The organism is Massilia sp. 01N410 (assembly GCF_056399665.1).
Window position 1 is genome coordinate 119632 of sequence record NZ_JBFTRV010000004.1, and the last position, 19505, is coordinate 139136.

Consider the following 19505-nt stretch of genomic DNA (forward strand, 5'->3'; position numbering starts at 1 on the left):
TGCCATGGCGGTTGCCACGGTTCTGCAAGGGGCCGCATGCTAGAATTTGTGGTTGCAGGCATGCCGCCAACCGGCGTCGGCCGATCCTGGCACAACGACAGTGAAAGAAATTGTTTTGAACGCTAATAACGACACGACGCAGCGCGTTCCAACCCGCCTCATTATCGCATCCCGCGAGAGCCGGCTGGCCATGTGGCAGGCCACGCACGTGCGCGACCGCCTCGCGGCATTATATCCGCATTGCCAAATCGATATTCTCGGCATGACCACCCGCGGCGACCAGATCCTCGACCGCACCCTGTCCAAGGTCGGCGGCAAGGGCCTGTTCGTGAAGGAGCTCGAGGTCGCGATGCAGGAGGGTCGGGCCGACCTGGCGGTGCACTCGCTCAAGGACGTGCCGATGGAATTGCCGGAAGGCTTCGAACTGGCCGCCGTACTCGAACGCGAGGATCCGCGCGACGCCTTCGTCTCGAACGACTACGCCAGCCTGGCCGGACTGCCGGCCGGCAGCGTGGTTGGCACCAGCAGCCTGCGCCGCCAGGCCCTGATCGCGGCGCGCTATCCGCAGCTGGTGATCAAGCCGCTGCGCGGCAACCTCGACACCCGCCTCGGCAAGCTCGACCGCGGCGACTACGCCGCCATCATCCTGGCCGCCGCCGGGCTCAAGCGCCTGGGCCTGGAAAGCCGCATCCGCGCCTGTCTGCCGCTGGAAGAAAGCCTGCCGGCTGCCGGCCAGGGTGCGATGGCGATCGAGATCGCTTCCGCCGAACGCAGCGACGGCGTCGACCTGCGCGCACTGCTGGCGCCGCTGAACCACGACGATACGTCGCGCGCCGTGGCCGCCGAACGCAAGGTCTCGCGCGTGTTCGGCGCCAGCTGCCAGATCCCGCTGGCCGCCCACGCTACCGTCGACGGCGCCACGCTGCACCTGCGCGCCATGGTCGCGACCCCGGACGGACGCCGCAGCGCCTTCGCCGAAAGCCACGGTCCGGTGGACGGACCTGAACAGCTGGGCCAGCAGGTATCGGACCGCCTGCGCGAACAGGACGCCGACGCCATCCTGGCCGAGTGCAAGGCCGAGTCGGCCGCACCCTGATGACCGGCGCGGTCGTCATCACCCGTCCCCGCCAGCAGGCCGAGCCGCTGGCGCGCGCCGTGGCCGCCCTCGGCCGCAGGCCGGTGCTGCTGCCGCTGCTGGAGATCTCGCCGCTTTCTGAAACGGAGCAGGGCGGGCTGCGCCGGGTGCTGGCCGGCCTGGACGCCTATGCGCTGGTGGTGTTCGTCTCGCCGAACGCGATCGACGCCGCCTTTGCCCACCTCGCGCACTGGCCCGAGGGCGTCGACATCGGCGTGGTCGGCGAAGGCAGCCGCGCGGCGCTGGCCAGGTACGGCGTGCCGGATGCCGGCGTGCGCGTCCATTGCCCGGCAGACCCGGCCCACAGCGATTCCGAACACTTGCTGCAGGCGCTCGACCTGCGGGCGCTGGCCGGCCGCCGCGTGCTGGTGGTGCGCGGCGACGGCGGGCGCGAGCTGATGCCGGACGCGCTGCGCGGCGCCGGCGCCACGGTCGAGACGGTAACGGCCTACCGTCGCGCGGTGCCCGAGCTGACCCAGGCGCTGGCCGAACAGCTGTCCGGCTTGCTGGCCGCGCCGAACGACTGGATAATCACGAGTTCGGAAGCCCTGCGCGGACTGGTATCCCTGGTCGAGCGCATGGGCGAGTCCCCACAGCGGCTGCGGCGCCAGCGCCTGATCGTGCCGCATGCGCGCATCCACGAGACGGCGCTCGCGCTCGGGTTCGAACAGCTGGTCCTCACCGGTTCCGGCGACGAACGCCTCCTTGCCGCGTTACAATCACAAGCATGAACGAATTGCCCAAACATTCCGAACAACCGAGCACGGGCGGCCAGGTGGTCCCGGAGACCTATATCTCGCCTTCGCCCGCCGAACCGCGCGTGCCGGAAGGCCCCCGCGTGGGCGGGCTGCTGAACAAGCCGCAGAACGTCGCCATCATCGTGCTGGCCCTGCTGCTGGGACTGCAGACCTGGTCGACCCACAGCCGCTTCAACAAGCTGCGCGAAGACGTCGCCAAGACCCTGCAGAAGGATAACGCCGCCAACGCCGAGACGTCCCAGCGGTTGGCAGACACCCAGGAGACGGCCAAGGAGCTGCAGGTCAAGGTCGGCGTGCTGGAAAGCCGCCAGACCGAGTCGGCCAGCCAGCAGGCCGCGCTCGAGCAGATGTACCAGGACATCTCGAAGAACCGCGACGAATGGGCGCTGTCCGAGATCGAGCAGGTGCTGTCGACCGCCAGCCAGCAGCTGCAGCTGGCCGGCAACGTGCAGGGCGCCCTGATCGCGCTTGCCAACGCCGACCGCTCGCTGTCGCGCTCCGACAAGCCGCAGTTCATCACGATCCGCCGCGCGATCGCGCGCGACATCGACAAGCTGAAGGCGCTGCCCCAGGTCGACCAGGCCGGCATCGCCCTGCGCCTCGACAACGCGATCTCGCAGATCGACAACCTGCCGCTGCTGGCCGACGAGAAGCCGGCCGAGCCGATCGCGCAGACCCGCGTGAATCCGCCGGCAAAGGCGGCAAAGCCGGCGACCGGCGCGGTGGCCGGTGCGAACGCGGTCCCGGCGGAAGAGATGTCGCTGGGCCGGCGCATGATCGGCACCTGGCGCAACTGGAGCCAGGAGATGTGGGACGACATGCGCCAGCTGATCCGCGTGCGCACCGTCGACCATCCGGAGGCGCTGATGCTGTCGCCGGGCGAGGCCTATTTCGTGCGCGAGAACCTCAAGCTGCGCCTGCTGAACGCGCGCCTGGCCCTGCTGTCGCGCAACGAAGGCACCTTCCGCGACGATATCGGCAGCGCCCAGGAGACGCTGGCGCGGTATTTCGACACCAAGGCGCGCTCGACCCAGTCGGTGCAGGCACTGCTGCGCCAGGTCCAGGCCAACAACGTCACCATCGAGGTGCCGGACCTGTCGGAGAGCCTGAACGCGGTGCGCAACTACAAATCGAAACCATGAGGAGCTGACGATGCGCTTGCTCCTCTGGTTGGTCGCCCTGATGGCGACGGCGATCGGCATCGCCGTGACCGCCCGCTTCAACCCCGGCAACGTGGTGTTCTTCTACCCGCCGCACCGGATCGATCTGTCGCTGAACCTGTTCGTGGTGCTGGCGGCGCTGCTGTTCCTGGTGCTCTACGTGCTGTTGCGCGCGGTGCGCGCCACCCTCGGCATGCCCGAGCGCGTGGCCGAGTACCGCCAGCGCAAGCGCGAGCGCGAAGCCAACCGCGGCCTGCGCGAAGCCCTGAAAGCCCTGTTCGAGGGCCGCTTCGGCCACGCCGAAAAGGCCGCCAAGCGCGCCGCCGAACTGCCCGAGAACGCCGGCCTGGCGGCCCTGATCGGCGCCCGCGCCGCCCACCGCATGCGCGAACCGGCGCGCCGCGACGCCTGGCTGGCCGGGATCGTGCACGACCAGTCGCTCAAGACCGCGCGCCTGATGACGGTGACCGAACTGCTGGTCGACGAGCACAAGCCGGAAGGCGCGCTGGAAGCCGTGGCCGAGCTGAACGCCAGCGGCCAGCGCCACATCCACGCCCTGCAGTGGGCGATGAAGGCCAACCAGCAGGCGCGCAACTGGCCCGAGGTGCTGCGCCTGGTGCGCACCCTGGACAAGCGCAACGCCCTGCATCCGGCGCTGTCGAGCCGCCTGCGCGAGATGGCCTACGAGGCCCTGCTGTCGGAAGGCGGCCACGATGCCGAATCGCTGCGCCGCATGTGGTCGACGGTGCCGAACGTGGACCGCTGCAAGCCGTATATCGCGGCGCGCGCCGCTAGCGCCTTCAATGCGCGCGGCCTGCACGACGAAGCCCGCCTGATCGTCGAGAACGCCTTGGCGTCCGAGTGGGACGAGCGCGTGGTGCGCGCCTACCGCGAAGCCGCCGGCCCGGAAGGCTCGGCCACACTGCTGGCACAGATCGAGAAGTGCGAGGGCTGGCTGCGCGAGCACCCGGGCGACCCCGAGCTGGCCCTGACCCTGGGCGCGCTGTGCCTGCGCCAGAAGCTGTGGGGCAAGGCCCAGCGCTACCTGGAGGACGCGCTGGTCGATGCGACCAATCCGGAGCACGTGCGTGAAGCCCATCTGAAGCTTGCTCAACTGCACGAAGCCCTCGGCCAGCAGGACGATGCGAGCCGCCATTTCCGCCAGTGCGCGCTGGCGACGGTGCTGTAAGCGGCGTCCGCTCGGGCTTGTGCGGCGCACAAGCCCAGGCCGATTCGCTATAATGGCCCCCTTTATTATTCCTACAGCAACCAAGCAAGGACCACCATGAGCCTGAACAACGTCAACGCCGGCCGCGACGTGCCGAACGATTTCAATGTCGTCATCGAAATCCCGATGAACGGCGACCCGGTCAAATACGAAGTGGACAAGGAATCCGGCGCGATCTTCGTCGACCGCTTCATGGGCACCGCGATGCACTATCCGTGCAACTACGGCTACGTTCCGAACACCATCGCCGACGACGGCGACCCCTGCGACGTGCTGGTGATCACCCCGTTCCCGCTGATCCCGGGCGTGGTGGTGCGTTGCCGCGCGCTGGGCGTGCTGAAGATGACCGACGAAGCCGGCGGCGACTCGAAGGTCCTGGCCGTGCCGGTCGAGAAGCTGGCGCCGCTGTACGCCAACATCAAGACCCATGAAGACGTGCCGGAACTGACCCTGCGCCAGATCCAGCACTTCTTCGAGCACTACAAGGACCTGGAGAAGGGCAAGTGGGTCAAGGTCGAAGGCTGGGAAGGCCCGGAAGGCGCCAAGGCCGAGATCCTCAACGGCGTGAAGACCTACGACGCACAGGCGAAGTAATCGAAGTCTTTGCTGAAAAAACAGAGCCGGGCTTGCCCGGCTTTTTTCATGGTCGCTGCTTTATTCAGCGGCAGTCGTCCGGATGCAGCGCGACCCGGGTGGTGCTGGTGTGGTCGTTGAGCGTCTTCGGCGGGATCCGGATCTCGAATTCGACCGAGACGCCGGCGTTCACGAAGGCCGTCATGTCCTTGCAATACTTCGTCTTGAGGCCTTGCTCGACCGACTGCGCTTCTTCCGGCGAGCGTTCGAACCAGGTGCTGGACTTGGCGTCGTAGTGCAGCGTCCTGTTTTCGTAGGAAACGTCGGTCAGCTCGATCTGGTCACTGATCTTCACCGGCAGCATGGCCTGCTGCTTGGCCACGAGCTGAGGAATTTCCTCGTCGGCCCGCTTGCCCTGCCTGTCGTGGATGAAGGTTTTCGCTACCGCGATCACGACGACAGCGACCAGAAAGACTTTCAGATATCGCCACATTGCCGACCCCAGGTTTGTATTTTTAGATAATGTTGATTCCTGGAAATTTTACAACAAGTTATAAATAATTGCCGGAATTACACATCAACACAACCCCTGGGTGGCCTGCTTCTCCTCACCAGCCGCTCGTCACCAGCCAATATCCTGCAGCAGCGGATAGGTCAAATCGCGCGACGGCGTCACGTCATGCGTCAGGTCGTCGTTGATCGACGGTTCCATTAGCTGGTTCGGCTTGGCCTCGGTGGTGTAGTGCGACACCGTCGAGCCGGGCGAGTAGATGGTCGGCGTGTACATCAGGATCCGGCCCTGCGCATCGGTGCCGGCCAGCCGGTTCTGGTTGATGCCCAGGCTGGCGACCACGCCCGACTGGGTGCGCGAGCGGCGCTGCAGGCTGGCCTTGATCGACACCCCGTTGGCCTGGGTGATGCGCACCGAGGGGATGGCGATGGTCGGATCGTTGCCGCTCATGCCGGCGACGTCGCCCGGCTGATTGTCCGCCACCACCATGCCGATCGCGCCGGCGGTCTGCACGTTCTTCGCCTTGGTGACGAAGTCGCAGCTGCCGCGGTCGACCAGGGCGATGTTGCCGCGTACGGCCAGCGCGTTCAGGGCGCTCAGCGGCGTGCAGGCCAGGCCGTTGCCGTCGCCCTGGTCGACCACCGGCATCAGCTGGCCGCTCACCGGCGGATTCGCCAGCGGCGGGCCGAAGGAGGCGTCGCCGACCTCGTAGTTGCCGGCGGCCTGGCCGGCGGCGCTGCCGGAGACCGCCAGGTTCGACATCGGCGCCAGCACCTGGGGCACGGCGGCGGTCACGCGCGGACCGTTCCACGACAGTCCGCGCCAGGTCACGGCCGACTGGGCGCGCTCGGCGGCGGTGCTCTCGACCCAGGTGCGTTTGGTCTGGTTGTTCAGCAGGTAGTAGTCCCAGATCGAGGGAATGTCCATGATCTCCTGGCCGGTCTCGTCGTCGGTGAAGGTCTGGAAGCCCAGGCCGTGGGCGAACTCGTGCAGCAGCACGGTGACGAGGTCGATCTGGTCGCCGAAGTTGCGGTCCAGGCCGAGGTAGAAGCCGGAGCCGGGCAGGCAGTCCGAAAACAGGCCCAGACGCGAATTGAAACGCGCGATGATGTGCGGCTGACCCGGGGTGGCGACGTCTTCGCCGGCCAGCTTGCTGGCCAGGGCGCTCGGATACCAGGTATTGGCGCGCGGCGCGTTCGGAAAGTCGCTCCAGATCTCGTTGGCGCCGGCCGAGCCCAGCACGGCGCTGGTGGCGGTGCAGGACAGCGGCACGAAGGAAGCGCCGATGCGGATCGTGACGTTGCTGCTCAGGGTCGAGCCCCAGATGCCGGCGGCGTTCTGGAAGGCGACCAGGCGCTGCTGGCCCAGGGTGGTGCCGGGATTGCCGCCGACCGGGGTGGCCGGGGTCGGGTCGTTGAAGCCGACGCCGGGATCGTTCAGGTTGACGATCACGATGTTGGCGGCCGCATGCGCGCTGGTGACGGCGCCGATGGCCAGCGCCAGGGCCAGGGCGATGGTGGCGACGGCGGCGCCGGCGGCCTGCTGCAGGCGCGGATGGCCATTCGGCTTGTCAGCGGGCTTCATGGCTGTGCTCCTTGTGCTCGGCGTTGGCGGGATGGTGCAGCGCATCGTCGGCGGCGGCATCGCCCTGCACGCACTGGCTGCTCAGCTTGCCGTCCGGGCCGCGCGTGACGACCTCGTAGACCAGGTTCTTCTCGCCCAGGCGCACGCCGCGCGCGCCGTCGCGCCGCGTCAGGGCCTTGTTCTGCTGCGGCGTGCCGCTCAGCGCGGCGGCCGAGGGCGGCGCCTTGGCGCGCAGGACGCGCAGTTCTTCCGGCGTCGGCGCCCGCATCTTGCCGGTCTGCGGATCGCGCACCACCACCATGCCTTCCTGGCGGTCGCCCCGGTCCTGCTTTTCCTGCTGGCCGGCGGCCTTGGCGTGCATGGCAAGCGAAGCCAGCACGCACAGCGCGGCCAGCATGCTCATGGTCATCATCTTCTGTCTGGACATGGCATCCTCCGGTCAGGCTTGCGATTTACGGCGGCGCAGGCCGAGCAGGCCGAGGCCGGCGCCCAGCATCGCCCAGGCGGACGGCTCGGGCACCGCGGTCACCACGCTGACCGAATCCAGGCCGACGTAGCTCAGGGTGTCGGCCGGTCCATGGTAGCGGAAGGCGAAGCGCCCGGTGCCGCTGGCGTCCAGCGTGGCGCTGAACTGCTGCCAGTCGGTGGGGTAGTCGGCATTCCCGCCGATGGTGGTGAGGATGGTGGTGAAGCCGGCCGGATCCAGGCTTGAACCGGACGAGAAGCGCACTTCGAGCAGGTCGTTGAAGCCGGGATCGGCAGAGTAGCGGGTAGCGAAGTTCAGCACCGTGATGCCCGACAGGTTCAGGGTCGGGGTGATCAGCCAGTTGTCGACCGTGCCCATGCCGTTGGCCGCGCCGAGGAAGTTGGCGGCGGCATAGGCGTCGGCGGCGCCGGCCTGGGCGGAGAAGATGGCGGTGTTGCCCTGGAACCAGCCATCGCCCGCCGCCGGCAGGCTGTTGTTGACCTGGGCCCATCCGCTCAGGCCGCCGACATTGCCGAATCCTTCGTTGAGTACTTCGACCCCTTCGGCCTGCGCGGCCGGGGCGCCGATCGCGGCCAGCGAGAAGGCCGCTGCCGCAATCACATTGTTGACGGGTTTCATTGAAAGCCCTTTCCTGTTAGCCAGTAGGATGGTGAACCGCTCGCGCTGGCTGATCGACGAGGCCATGCTGAACTCATCATATGATCGAGATGACAACAGGCGTTGATATCCAACTAAGGTGCGGGCTGGACTTTGGAAGTACCGCCGCGCTGGCTGGAAGGGGGCGTGGAGTGGGACTGGGGCGGGACGAAAGAGGCGGAGAGAATGAGGCATGTCGCTCCCGCGAAAGCGGGAGCGACGGGGCATCATTTGCGGCGGAACCGCAGCTTGCCGACGATGCCGATCGGGAAGAAGTAGATCGAGAGGATGAACAGCACACCCAGCCACAGCATCCAGCGGTCGGGATGCAGGGCGGCGGCCAGCATCGGCAGGCTGGACAGCGCCTCGGAGGCCTGGCCCATCAGGGTCTTCAGGTAGTTCTGCGCGATGATGAAGAGGGCGGCGCCGACCACCGCGCCGTACATGGTGCCCATGCCGCCGATCACGACGATCAGCAGGATGTCGGTCATCACCTCGAAGCCGAGCGACGTCTTCGGGCCGACATAGCGCAGCCAAAGAGCCATCAGGGCGCCGGCCAGGGCGGCCACGACGGCGGCCAGCACATTGGCCCAGATGCGGTAGACCACGGTGCGGTAGCCCAGCGCCTCGGCGCGGAACTCGTTCTCGCGGATCGCCTGCAGCACGCGGCCGAAGGGCGAATTCACCAGGCGCAGCAGGAACAGGAAGAGGACCAGGCAGCCGAGGAACACGATGTAGTAAGTGATCAGCTTGCCGTCGATCGAGCGCCCGAAGACCTCGTTCTCGACCAGGGTGAAGCCGGGCGACAGCAGCTCGGGCACGCTGAAGGTGCGGCCGTCCTCGCCGCCCGTGAAGTCGGACAGCTGGGACGCCAGCACCGCGAACGAGGACGCCACCGCCAGCGTGATCATGGCGTAGAAGATGGCGCGCACGCGCAGCGCGAACAGGCCGATCACGAAGGCCAGCACGACGGTCAGCAGCAGGGCCAGGCCGATGCCGGCGAAGACGATGCCCCAGCTGGGCTCCTCGCTGCTCGCCAGGGCGATGCCGACGCCGTAGGCGCCGATGCCGTAGAACATGGTGTGGGCGAAGGAGACGATCCCCGTATAGCCCAGCAGCAGGTCGTAGGACGCCACCAGCACGATGTAGACGCAGATGGTCGCCGCGGTGTTCAGCGGCCGCGCGCCGCTGAACAGGAAGGGCGCCAGCAGCAGTCCCAGCAGGGTCAGGAGCAGGAGGGCGGTCAGCGCGCGGCTGCGCGGCAGGTCGCCGGAAAGAAGTTTGATCAGCATGCTCAGCCTCGCGACTTCGAATACAGGCCGGCCGGACGCCATAGCAGGATGGCGATCATCAGCACGATATTGGACACCAGCGCCACCTTGGGCGCCAGGAAGCCGGCATAGTTGGCCAGCAGGGCCATCAGCAGGGAGCCGATGAAGCAGCCGCCCACCGAGCCCAGGCCGCCGATGATGACGACGATGAACACCATGATCATGACTTCGCTGCCCATGCTGGCGACCAGGGTTTCCTTGTACAGGCCCCACATCACGCCGCCCAGGCCGGCCAGGCTTGAGCCAGCCGCGAACACGCCGACGAACAGGCGGCGGATGCGATAGCCCATGGCTTCGACCATTTCGCCGTTCTCGACGCCGGCACGGATCAAGAGGCCGATCTTGGTGCGGTTCAAGGTCAGGAACATCGCGGCAAAGACCAGCAGGCCGACCACCACCGCCAGCAGGCGGTATTTCTCGATCGCGGCGTCGCCGATGAAGATGGCGCCGCGCAGGGTGGCGGGCAGGGGCAGCGGGATCTGCTCGGCGCCCCAGATCACGTTGATCAGCTGCTCGGACACGATCATGCCGCCCATGGTGATCAGGATCTGTTTCAAGTGCTGGCCGTAGACCGGCATGATGACGATGCGTTCGAAGGCCCAGCCGATCAGTGCCGTCACCAGCATGGCGACCAGCACGGCCAGGCCCAGCACGCCGAGGTTGGCGAGCAGGGAATCGGCTTCGAGCCAGCCGCGCATCGGCAGCAGCACCATGGTGGCGCTGAAGGCGCCGACCGAGACGAAGGCGCCGTGGCCGAAGTTCAGCACGCTCATCAGGCCGAACACGAGGGTCAGGCCGCTGGCCATGATGAAGATCATCATGCCCATGGCGAGTCCGGCCACGGTCAGGGTGAGCCAGGTCGGCAGGGAGACGAAGGGCAGCACGGCCAGGGCCAGCGCCGGGACCAGCAGCAGGGGCGCGAGGTCGCGCCGGGCCGCCGGCAGCGGGGCCTCCGCCTGGGATTGGGAGATGGGGAGGGTTGCGCTCATTGATGGCTCATTGATGGGAATCCAGTGAAAGGCCGAGCAGGCGCTGCTGCAGCGCCTCGTCCCCGGCCAGGTCGTGCATCAGGCCGGCATGCGCGACCCGGCCGTCGTCCATCACGCTGACGGTATCGCCGAGGCTGCGAACGAAATTGAAGTTCTGCTCGACCAGCAGGATGGTGGTGTTGGTGTCCTTCAGCTCGCGGAAAGCCATCATCAGGCTCTGCACGATGGCGGGGGCCAGGCCCTTGGTCGGTTCGTCCACCAGCAGCAGCTTCCTCGGCTCGACGATCGCGCGGGCGATCGCCACCATCTGCTTCTGGCCGCCGGACAGGTTGCCGGCCGGGTAGTTCCAGAATTTCTTCAGGGCCGGGAAGAAGCCGCAGATCCAGTCGACGCGCGCCTCATCCAGCGCGCCGTTGCGGGCCGCCAGGTAGAGGTTCTCGCGCACCGTCAGTTCGGAAAACACGGCCATGCTCTCGGGGACGTAGGCGATGCCGGCGCGCGCGATGTCCGGGGTCGACATCCTGGTGATGTCGCGGCCGTCGAAGACGATGCTGCCGGCGCTGGCCTTCCACAGGCCCATGATGGTGCGCAGGGTGGTGGTCTTGCCGGCGCCGTTGCGGCCCAGCAGGACCGCCAGGCCGCCGCGCGGCACCACCAGGTCGACGCCCTGCAGGATGTGGTACTGGCCGATGTGGGTGTGCACGCCGGACAGGGTCAGGATCGGCTCAGACATGTTCCGGAGTTCCAAGATAGGCTTCCTGTACGATTTTCGATTGCATGACTTCGCGCGGCTCGCCGTCCGCGACCAGGGTGCCGTTGTGCAGCACGATGATGCGGTCGGCCAGCGAACGCACCACGTCCATCTTGTGCTCGACCAGCAGCACGGTCCTGTTGCGCTCGGCCTTGACTTGATGGATCAGGTCGAGCACCACCGGGACCTCGTCCACGCTCATGCCGGCGGTCGGCTCGTCGAACATCAGGATCTCCGGTTCCAGCGCCAGCAGGATCGCCACTTCGAGCTTGCGCTGGTCGCCGTGGGGCAGGGTGCCCACCAGTACGTCGCGTTTGGCGATCATCGACACGCGCTCGAGGTAGTGCTCGGCGCGCGCGATGATCTCCTTGTGGCCGAACCAGACCGAGAACATGTTCAGGCCGATGCCGGCGCGGCTCTGCACCGCCAGGCGCACGTTCTCCAGCACCGTCAGGTGAGGGAAAAGATTCGTGAGCTGGAACGCGCGGCCCACGCCGAGGCGGGTGCGTTGCGCCGCCTTGTAGCGGGTCACGTCGCGGCCGGCCACGTGCACGCTGCCGGATGTCGCCGCCAGCTGGCCGGAGATGAGATTGAAGTAGGTGGTCTTGCCGGCGCCGTTGGGGCCGACGATCACGGTCAGGGTGCCCGGGTAGAACGCGGCCGTCACCTCGTTCACCGCGACGTGGCCGCCGAAGCGGATCGTCAGGTCGCGGGTCGCGAGGGAAGGCTGCGCCTGTCGTTCCTTGTCCGCCATGTCAGCGCTTGTTCCGCACCGGCAGCGGCAGTTCGCTGGCCGGGATCTCGCGCACCAGTTCCAGCAGGTCCCACTCGTTCTTCTGGTCCTTCTTGATGCGGAAGTGGTACATCGGCTGCAGGGCCTGGTGGTCTTCCTTGCGGAAGGTCATGGTGCCCTTCGGCGTCTCGAAGGACATGCCTTCCATCGCCGCCGCCAGCTGGTCGCCGTTCGCGTTCGGCACCTTCGACAGCGCCGCATAGACCGCGCCGGCCGCCGCCATGCCGCCCGCCGTGAACATGTCGGGCGGGGCCTTGAAGCGCCTGGTGTGCTCGGCCACCAGCCAGTCGTTCATCTTGTTCTTCGGGAAGCCGTAGTAGTAATAGATGGTGCCTTCGGTGCCGGCGTAGGCCTTCCAGGTCTTCATCACCGGCAGGATGTTGCCGCCCGGGGCCAGCGTGATGCCGTAGCGCTCGGGCTTCATGTCGGCGATCTTGTTCAGCGGGTTCGGGCCGGCCCAGACGATGGCCAGCACGCGCGGCTGCGGCTTGTCCTTGAGGGCGTCGAACAAACGCTGGGTGGGCGCGGTGAAGTCGGTCGAGGCGGCCGGCGCGTATTCCTCGTGCACGACATTGGCCTTGCTGCCGGTGGCGGCCAGGGCTTCCTTGCCGGCCTTGATGGCGTCGCGGCCGAAGGCATAGTCCTGGGCCAGGAAGGCCACGCTGCCGCTCTTCAGGGTCGAGGCGGCGGCCAGCGCGTCCTGCATCGAGTTGCGCGCGGTACGGAAGATGTACTTGTTCCACTTGGCGCCGGTGATCTCGTCGGCCACCGCCGGTTCGACGATCAGCACCTTCTTGTATTCCTTGGCCACCGGCAGCATCGCCAGCGCCGAGCCGGACGAGGTGGTGCCGACCGCGAGGTCGACCTTGTCGTCGCCGTAGGCTTCGGCCAGCAGCGTGCGGCCGAGGTCCGGCTTGCCCTGGTCGTCCTTGACGATCACCTTGATCTTGCGGCCGTTGATTTCCATCTTCCCGCCGGTCAGGTACTCGAGGCCCATCATGAAGCCGGTCTCGGTTTCCTTGGCATAGGATTCCAGGGCGCCGGTCTTGCCGGCGATGAGGGCGACCTTGAGATCGGGCGCGGCGAGGGCGCTGCCGCCGGCGGTGGCGATGAAGGCTGCCAGCAGGGCAGTTGGGAGGGGCTTGATGCGGGTCATGTGGGTCTCCTCGTTTCTCTTACTGCGTTTTATTCAGGGCACGGTCGCCAGGAAGCGGGCGATCGCCTCGAGTGCCGCCGGTTCGGTCAGCATCGGCGCATGGCCGACCTGGGGCACTTCGACGTACTGCATGCCGGGGGCGGCGCGCCGCATCCAGTCGGACTGGCGCGGCTCCAGCAGGTCGGACAGCTCGCCGCGCACCAGCAGGACGGGACGCTTGCGCGCCAGCCGCCGGAAGGCCATGCGGCCCGCCAGGGACGTCGGACGGAGTTTACCGGTTTGTAATGCAATGGCAATGTTTGGATCGTAGCGCGGCGCCAGCCGGCCCTCGCCGTCCTGCTCGAAGGCGCGGCGCGCCCACTTGTCCCACTCCGCATCGGAGTTGTCGGGGAATGCGCACAGGTTGATGTCCTTGACGTGGCGGGCGGCGTCGTTCCAGGACGCCAGCGAGGCGGTCTTGCCGGCATAGCCGGCGATGCGCGCCAGGCCTTTTTCGGACAGCACCGGACCGATGTCGTTGATGATGGCGGCGGCGATCAGCTCGATGTCCCGGGCCGCCAGCGCCATCGTGATCAGGCCGCCCATCGAGGTGCCGATGAAGACCGCGCGGGCGATGCCGAGGTCGGACATCAGCTTGACCACGTCGCCGGCATAGACGTTCGGGTTGTAGTTGTCGGGATCGGGATCGCGCTGCGAGCGTCCGCGTCCGCGCACGTCGAGCGCCAGCACGCGCCGCGACAGCGCCGCGATCATCGGCGCGAGTTCGTCGAAGTCGGCCGAGTTGCGGGTCAGGCCGTGGATGCAGATCACTGGCAGGCGCGCGGGTCCCGAGGCGGAGGCGTAATCGCGTGCGTACAGCTGCAGGCCGTCATCACTAGTAAAGCTGATTTCAGTGTAGTTGGACATTGGACCCCGTTGTGATTTTAAAAAAGGGCGCCCCGCGGGACGCCCTGCAGCCATCGGGCGGGGCGATCAGAACTTCACGTTGAGGGTGGCGCGCACGGTGCGCGGGTCCCCGTAGAACGCGGTCACGGTATTGAAGAAGCCGGAGAAGTTGTAGCCGGCGGTCTTGTAGCGCTTGTCGGCCAGGTTGCGGCCATGCAGTCCGACCTGGATCTTGCGGTCCGAACTGGTCCAGACCACGCCCGCATCCCACAGCGCATAGCCATCCTGGGCCAGCATCAGGTTGCCGGGGATGGTCGCGTCCAGGGTGGCCACGCCGGTGCTGCGCGCGATCTCGGTCTGGTACACCTTGCTCTTGTAGGAGACGCTGTTCATGAAGCTCATCGAACCCGAACGGCCCATGATGCTGACCGGCCAGTCGTAGTTGATGGCGATGTTGGCCGAGTTCTTCGGGGTGTTCTGGAACTCGGTGCTGCCGGCGATGTTCACCAGGCTGGCGCCGTTCGCCACCATCCACTCGTTGTACTTGGCGTCGATGTAGCTGTACATCGCGTTCACGCTGAGCTGGTTGGTCAGGTAGGCGACCGCTTCCAGTTCCAGGCCCTTGATCTTGGCCTTGCCCGCGTTGGTCAGGCTGCCGGCGAAGCCGTTCACGCTGCCGTCGGCGGCATAGGTCGGGATCGAACCCGGGATCTGCACGTTCTTGTAGTCGGTGTAGAAGACCGCGGCATTGGTCTGCAGGCGGCCGCCGTTCATCGACGACTTCACGCCCAGTTCGATGCTGCTGACTTCCTCAGGGTCGACGCCACGGCGCTTGGCCAGCGACACCACGGAGTTCGGGCCGCCGGTGGCGGCCAGGTCCATGCGCGGATCGAACATGCCGCCCTTGAAGCCCTTCGACCAGGTGGTGTACAGATTGTGTTCCGGGGTCAGCTTGTAGCCGAAGCCGAGTTTCGGCGTGAACTTCTTGTCGGTGCGGTGCAGGGCATCCTTGCCGAGGTTGGTGTTCGGCGCGCCGAAGGCGACAGCGCCGGCATTGCCCAGGCGCGGCGAATCGTTCAGGCCCAGGTAGGTCTGCTTGAAGATCTCGGCGCGGCGCTCGTCCTCGGTATACCGGCCGCCCACCGTGACGCTGAAGGCATCGGTCACGTTGTAGCTGGCGTCGGCGTAGGCGGCCCAGGTCTTGGAGTCGATGTCGTCGTGGGTCAGCAGCGACAGGCCGCCGGCGGCGTTGTACAGCACGTCGAAGTCGTTGTAGGCATTGGTCTTCATGTAGAACAGGCCGGCCACGCCCTGCACCTTGTCGCCGGTGTAGGTCAGCTGGAATTCCTGGCTGGTCTGGTTGTCCTTGTAGAAGGACGGCGCTTCCCACAGCGGCAGTTCGAGCGAATCGAAGTCGATCGGCGCATAGGACTTCGACTTGCGGTAGGCGGTGATCGACTTCACCGACAGGGTCGGGTTGATCGTGTATTCGGCCAGCAGCGAGCTGCCTTCGGTGGTGACCTGCTGCTCGTGGCCCAGCACCTTGTACAGGTTGGCGCGGGTGTCGTAGGTGCCGGAGGCCGGCTGGATATTGCCAGGTGCCGGGCCCAGGGTCAGGCGCCGGCCCTGGCGCGCCTCGGAATCGTCGACGGTCTTGTCGGTGGCCAGGCGGATGAACAGCTCCGGGGACGGGGTCAGCTCGAGGCTGACGCGGCCGGCGACCACGTCCTTGTTGTAGTTCTGGCGGCCGTTCAGGATGTTGTGGCCGAAACCGTCGCGGTTGAAGGTGCCGACGGTGGCGCCGATGCGCAGGATGTCGGAGATCGGCATGCTGCCCTTGACCACCAGGTCCTTCTCGCCGTAGTTGCCGAAGGTGAGCTTGGCGTCCAGGGTGGGCTTCGGCGCCAGCTTGCGGGTCACGTACTTGACGGCGCCGCCGATGGTGTTGCGGCCGTACAGGGTGCCTTGCGGGCCGCGCAGCACTTCGATGCGTTCGAGGTCGTAGATGTCGGTGAGGGCGCCTTGCGGACGGGCCAGGTAGACGTCGTCGAGGTAGATGCCGACACCCTGCTCGTAGCCGGCGACCGGATCCTGCTGGCCGATGCCGCGGATGAAGGCGGTCAGCGTGGTATTGGTGCCGCGCGACGCCTTCAGGGTGGTGTTCGGGGTGGAGTCGGTCAGGGCGGTGATGTCGGGCACGGCCTGCTTTTCCAGCTCGGCGCCGGAGATGGCGGTGACGGCGCCCGGCACGTCCTGGATCAGTTCGGCGCGGCGGCGGGCGGTGACGACCACCTGGTTGATGTTGTCGCCGTTGGCATTGGCATTGGCGTTGGCGGTGGCGGTGGCGGTGGCGGCGGGCGCGGCGCTGGCGGCGGCGTCCGCACCTTCCTGGGCATGGGCTACCCCGACCGCGGCGCCGTAGAGCGCCAGCAGGACGGCGGTGGAGATGGCGGAACGGTTCAGCAGCATCAGTCTGTTTTCGGTACGACGCATTGTATGTCTCCTAATATTATTGATAGCGCATGCGTTCAGGTTTTTTCGCACGGAGGGAAGTTTGCCCCGCACAAGACTGGTTGAATAGATAACAACGCGCTCAACAGGTGTGCAAAAATGCACAGGGATGTTTTGAGACGCACCCATGTGTGACCTGAAAACGCCGGGTCTCACTCTGGCGGTAGGCGGCCGAAGACCTGATTCAAGGAAAGTCTTGGCGCCAAAATGTGCACTGGTGCACAATAATTGTTGCTGATATCAGACAATCAACCTATGAATACCTTGCCCGAGTGGACTGACCTGCGTTTCTTTCTTGAACTGGCGCGTGCGGGGACCCTGTCGGGCGCCTCGCGCCGGCTGGACGTCGAGCACACCACCGTGGCGCGGCGCATCGACCGCCTCGAGAGCCAGCTCGGGACCACCCTGTTCGACCGCTCGCGCGAGGGTTACGAGCTGACCGAGATGGGCCACGCCCTGCTGCCGCATGCGGAAGCGATGGAAGGGGCGTCGCTGGCCGCGCTCGAGCGGCTGGGCGGCACCGAGGTCGGCGCCCAGGGCGTGGTGCGGCTGGGCGTGCCGGACGTGTTCGGGGTGAGGGTGGTGGCGCCGCTGCTGGTCAAGCTGCTCGACACGCATCCCGACCTGTCGATCGAGATGCTGTCGCTGGCGCGCTTCGCCAACCTGGCCAACCGCGAGGCCGACCTCGGCGTGATGCTGGATCCACCGGCCACCGGCCGCTACGTGGTCACGCGCCTGGCTTCCTTCCGCTTCTACCTGTACGGATCGCCCGCCTACCTGGACCGCCATCCGCCGATCCGTACCCACGCCGACCTCGAAGGCCACGATTTCGTCGATTATGTGCAGGACCGCCTGGCGAGCCGCGAGCTGTCCTACCTGAACGAACTCGGATTCACGCCGCGGCGACGCTTCTGCTCGCTCGGCATGGGCGCCCAGGTCGAGGCGGCGGCGCTGGGCATGGGCCTGATGATGGCGCCGCCTTATGCGATCCCGGACGACGGCCGCCTGGTGCCGGTGCTGCCGGGCTTCTACGCCGAACGCTCCTTCTGGCTCGCCGCGCCCACCGACCTCTATCGCCTGCGCCGGGTGAAGGTGGTATGGGACCTGCTGCGCGACCTGGCCGACAACAATCCCTCGCTGTGGTGGATCAAGGACGACATCGGGCGGGCGGCATGATCCGCGTTCGCCCGTATGCGGACGGCGACCGCGAGCTTGTGAACGCGGTGGCGCGCGCCGCCTTCTTGCAGTATTCGCGGGATTACGCCGACTGGCCCAGCTTCATCGAGGGGATAGCGCGGATGGCCGATCTCGCGGCAGGCGCGGATATCCTGGTGGCCGAACAGGCGGGCGAGATCGTCGGCGCGGTCGCCCACGTCGGGCCCGGCCGGCCGCGCGCCGCCTTCTTCCCGATGGCGTGGTCGGTGATCCGCATGCTGGTGGTGGATCCTCGGCGGCGCGGGCAGGGCGCGGGGAGGGAACTGGTGGCGGGCTGCCTGCGCCTGGCGCGGGACGCCGGGGCGCCCGCGGTTGGCCTGCATACGAGTCCGATCATGGCCTCGGCGTTGCGCATGTACGAGGCGCTCGGCTTCGTGCGCGACGCCGACCTGCCGCCGATCCGCGGCGTGCCCTACGGACGCTACGTGCTGCCGCTCAAGCCATGAAGTCGAACAGCGACATCGGCTTGACCTGACCGTTGCCGAACAGCGCGCTGCCGCCGATGCCCGATCCGGCCAGCGAATACTGCTGCGCCAGCATCGCCGCCTGGCGGCTGACGGTGTCGACGATCTTCGCCTTCTTGTCGCTCAGCTTGTCGGCATCCTGCTTGACCGCGTGAGCCTGGTTCGCGACCGTGCCGCCGGTGGCGATCTGCTCGCCGGCGCGCTTGGCCAGCTGTTCGGCCAGGCCCTTGCCGCCATTCGCGAACAGCGCCGTCACCTTGCCCGGGTCGGCGGCGATGGCCGCCTTCAATTTGGTCTCGTCGAGCACCAGGGCGCCGCTCTTGCGCGTAACGCCGATCTCGGCCAGCGCCTTCGGGTCGGCGGCGTCGAGCACCTGGTTGATCTGCGCGGTCACCTGGTTCAGCGCCGAGTCCGAGCCCGGGTCGCCGCTGCGCAGCGTGGCCAGCTGGCTGCCCATGGCGTTGAAGGCGCTTACAAGGCTCTTCACGTTGGCGGCGATCGCGGACGGATCGCGGGCCACCTGCACCTCGCTCTTGCCGACCGCGCCCAGGGTCAGCGAGACGCCGGCGATGGCCTTGTCGACCTTGTTCGTGCTTGCCGTGACGGTCTTGCCGTCGACCACCAGCTGGGCGTCCTGGGCCGCGGTCTTTTCCGTCATCGCGCTGTTGCCGCCGTTGCCGTAGGAGAGCAGTCCTTGCACTGCCGGGTCGCCGCTGACGCTGATGCGCATGCCGTTTGCCGCGCCGCTGGTGCCGGTCAGCCTGAGGGCGAAGCCCTTGCCGTCCTGCACCACCTCGGCGTTCAGGCCGGCGTCGCGCATGGCCTTGGCGATGCCGTCCAGGGTGTTGTTGCTGCCGTCGATGCGCAGCGATTTGGACGCCGAACCGGTGTCGATCTTGATCACCGTGACGGCGCCGCTGCCGATCGGGGCATCGCGGGCGGCCAGGGCCTTGCTGGCCAGCTGCTGGGCCTGGGCCAGCTGTTTGACCTCGACCGTGTGCGAGCCGGCCGTGGCGGTGGCGCCGCTCAGGCTGGCCTCGACCGCCTTGGTGCTGCTGCTGGCCGACATGTCCATCCCGGCGGCGGACAGGCCGCCGGCGGCGTTCCGGAAGCCGTCCAGCGCGAGCGCCATCCTGCCCAGGCTGGACAGGCGCGCATTGTCGCGCTGTAGTTGGGTGTCGATGAGCTTGACGGCCGGGTTCTTCGCCAGCAGCGACTGCGTAGCGCTGGTGTAGAGGCTGGACAGGCTGCCGCTGGTGGCGCCAAGGCCCGGCGACGAGGTCGAGGTCGAGATAGTCATGCGCTCATTATGGGCCAGGCGGCTCCCTCTCGATGTAT

Annotated in this window: 19 protein-coding genes; 7 read left to right on the forward strand and 12 right to left on the reverse strand. The window is 67.1% G+C overall.

What is annotated here, in order from left to right; genetic code table 11:
• Nucleotides 1-115: 115 nt before the first annotated feature.
• From hemC to ppa, 5 genes are all read left to right on the forward strand, one after another.
• Nucleotides 116-1096, forward strand: coding sequence for a hydroxymethylbilane synthase (gene hemC, locus AC1DOP_RS07200; protein ID WP_477250623.1), 981 nt, complete (start codon nt 116-118; stop codon nt 1094-1096).
• Nucleotides 1096-1866 (forward strand): uroporphyrinogen-III synthase, encoded by a 771-nt coding sequence (locus AC1DOP_RS07205; RefSeq protein ID WP_442123121.1) that lies wholly within the window; start codon nt 1096-1098, stop codon nt 1864-1866. The genes hemC and AC1DOP_RS07205 overlap by 1 nt, the downstream gene beginning before the upstream one ends.
• Nucleotides 1863-3035 carry a uroporphyrinogen-III C-methyltransferase gene (locus AC1DOP_RS07210; protein ID WP_442123092.1) on the forward strand — a complete coding sequence of 391 codons (1173 nt, stop codon included), beginning with the start codon at nt 1863-1865 and terminating at the stop codon, nt 3033-3035. The genes AC1DOP_RS07205 and AC1DOP_RS07210 overlap by 4 nt, the downstream gene beginning before the upstream one ends.
• Nucleotides 3036-3045: 10 nt before the next feature.
• Nucleotides 3046-4242, forward strand: a complete 1197-nt coding sequence (locus AC1DOP_RS07215) for a heme biosynthesis HemY N-terminal domain-containing protein (protein WP_477250624.1) — start codon at nt 3046-3048, stop codon at nt 4240-4242.
• Nucleotides 4243-4338: 96 nt separating this feature from the next.
• Nucleotides 4339-4875, forward strand: a complete 537-nt coding sequence (ppa, locus tag AC1DOP_RS07220) for an inorganic diphosphatase (RefSeq protein WP_442123090.1) — start codon at nt 4339-4341, stop codon at nt 4873-4875.
• A gap of 64 nt (nt 4876-4939) precedes the next feature.
• On the opposite strand, the gene AC1DOP_RS07225 is transcribed toward ppa, so the two are convergent.
• From AC1DOP_RS07225 to AC1DOP_RS07275, 11 genes are all read right to left on the reverse strand, one after another.
• The gene (locus tag AC1DOP_RS07225) at nt 4940-5347 is read right to left on the reverse strand and encodes a hypothetical protein (protein WP_442123089.1); all 408 of its coding nucleotides are present in this window, start codon (nt 5345-5347) and stop codon (nt 4940-4942) included.
• Nucleotides 5348-5476: 129 nt separating this feature from the next.
• Nucleotides 5477-6949, reverse strand: a complete 1473-nt coding sequence (locus tag AC1DOP_RS07230; protein WP_477250625.1) for a PA domain-containing protein — start codon at nt 6947-6949, stop codon at nt 5477-5479.
• Complete coding sequence (locus AC1DOP_RS07235) at nt 6936-7376, reverse strand: post-PEP-CTERM-1 domain-containing protein (protein ID WP_477250626.1); 441 nt, start codon at nt 7374-7376, stop codon at nt 6936-6938. Before AC1DOP_RS07235 ends, AC1DOP_RS07230 begins: the two co-directional genes overlap by 14 nt.
• Before the next feature lie 12 nt (nt 7377-7388).
• Entirely contained in the window at nt 7389-8054 is a 666-nt protein-coding gene (locus tag AC1DOP_RS07240) for a choice-of-anchor J domain-containing protein (protein WP_442123086.1), read from the reverse strand.
• Nucleotides 8055-8299: 245 nt separating this feature from the next.
• Nucleotides 8300-9364, reverse strand: coding sequence for a branched-chain amino acid ABC transporter permease (locus AC1DOP_RS07245; RefSeq protein ID WP_442123085.1), 1065 nt, complete (start codon nt 9362-9364; stop codon nt 8300-8302).
• Between the two features lie 2 nt (nt 9365-9366).
• A complete protein-coding gene (locus AC1DOP_RS07250) occupies nt 9367-10392 on the reverse strand; it encodes a branched-chain amino acid ABC transporter permease (protein ID WP_442123084.1) in 1026 nt (341 codons plus the stop codon).
• A gap of 7 nt (nt 10393-10399) precedes the next feature.
• Nucleotides 10400-11125 (reverse strand): ABC transporter ATP-binding protein, encoded by a 726-nt coding sequence (locus tag AC1DOP_RS07255; RefSeq protein ID WP_442123083.1) that lies wholly within the window; start codon nt 11123-11125, stop codon nt 10400-10402.
• On the reverse strand, nt 11118-11897 hold the full coding sequence (locus tag AC1DOP_RS07260; protein WP_477250627.1) for an ABC transporter ATP-binding protein: 780 nt from the start codon (nt 11895-11897) through the stop codon (nt 11118-11120). Before AC1DOP_RS07260 ends, AC1DOP_RS07255 begins: the two co-directional genes overlap by 8 nt.
• A 1-nt stretch (nt 11898) precedes the next feature.
• Nucleotides 11899-13092, reverse strand: a complete 1194-nt coding sequence (locus tag AC1DOP_RS07265) for a substrate-binding domain-containing protein (protein ID WP_442123081.1) — start codon at nt 13090-13092, stop codon at nt 11899-11901.
• A gap of 33 nt (nt 13093-13125) precedes the next feature.
• Nucleotides 13126-13998 (reverse strand): alpha/beta fold hydrolase, encoded by an 873-nt coding sequence (locus tag AC1DOP_RS07270; protein WP_442123080.1) that lies wholly within the window; start codon nt 13996-13998, stop codon nt 13126-13128.
• A 66-nt stretch (nt 13999-14064) separates the two neighbouring features.
• Nucleotides 14065-16470, reverse strand: coding sequence for a TonB-dependent receptor (locus AC1DOP_RS07275; protein ID WP_477250628.1), 2406 nt, complete (start codon nt 16468-16470; stop codon nt 14065-14067).
• A 273-nt stretch (nt 16471-16743) separates the two neighbouring features.
• On the opposite strand from AC1DOP_RS07275, the gene AC1DOP_RS07280 reads away from it, so the two are divergent.
• Entirely contained in the window at nt 16744-17664 is a 921-nt protein-coding gene (locus tag AC1DOP_RS07280) for a LysR family transcriptional regulator (protein ID WP_477250629.1), read from the forward strand.
• Entirely contained in the window at nt 17661-18149 is a 489-nt protein-coding gene (locus AC1DOP_RS07285; RefSeq protein ID WP_442123077.1) for a GNAT family N-acetyltransferase, read from the forward strand. Before AC1DOP_RS07280 ends, AC1DOP_RS07285 begins: the two co-directional genes overlap by 4 nt.
• On the opposite strand, the gene fliD is transcribed toward AC1DOP_RS07285, so the two are convergent.
• A complete protein-coding gene (gene fliD / locus AC1DOP_RS07290; RefSeq protein ID WP_442123076.1) occupies nt 18139-19467 on the reverse strand; it encodes a flagellar filament capping protein FliD in 1329 nt (442 codons plus the stop codon). The genes AC1DOP_RS07285 and fliD overlap by 11 nt on opposite strands.
• Nucleotides 19468-19505: the final 38 nt, after the last annotated feature.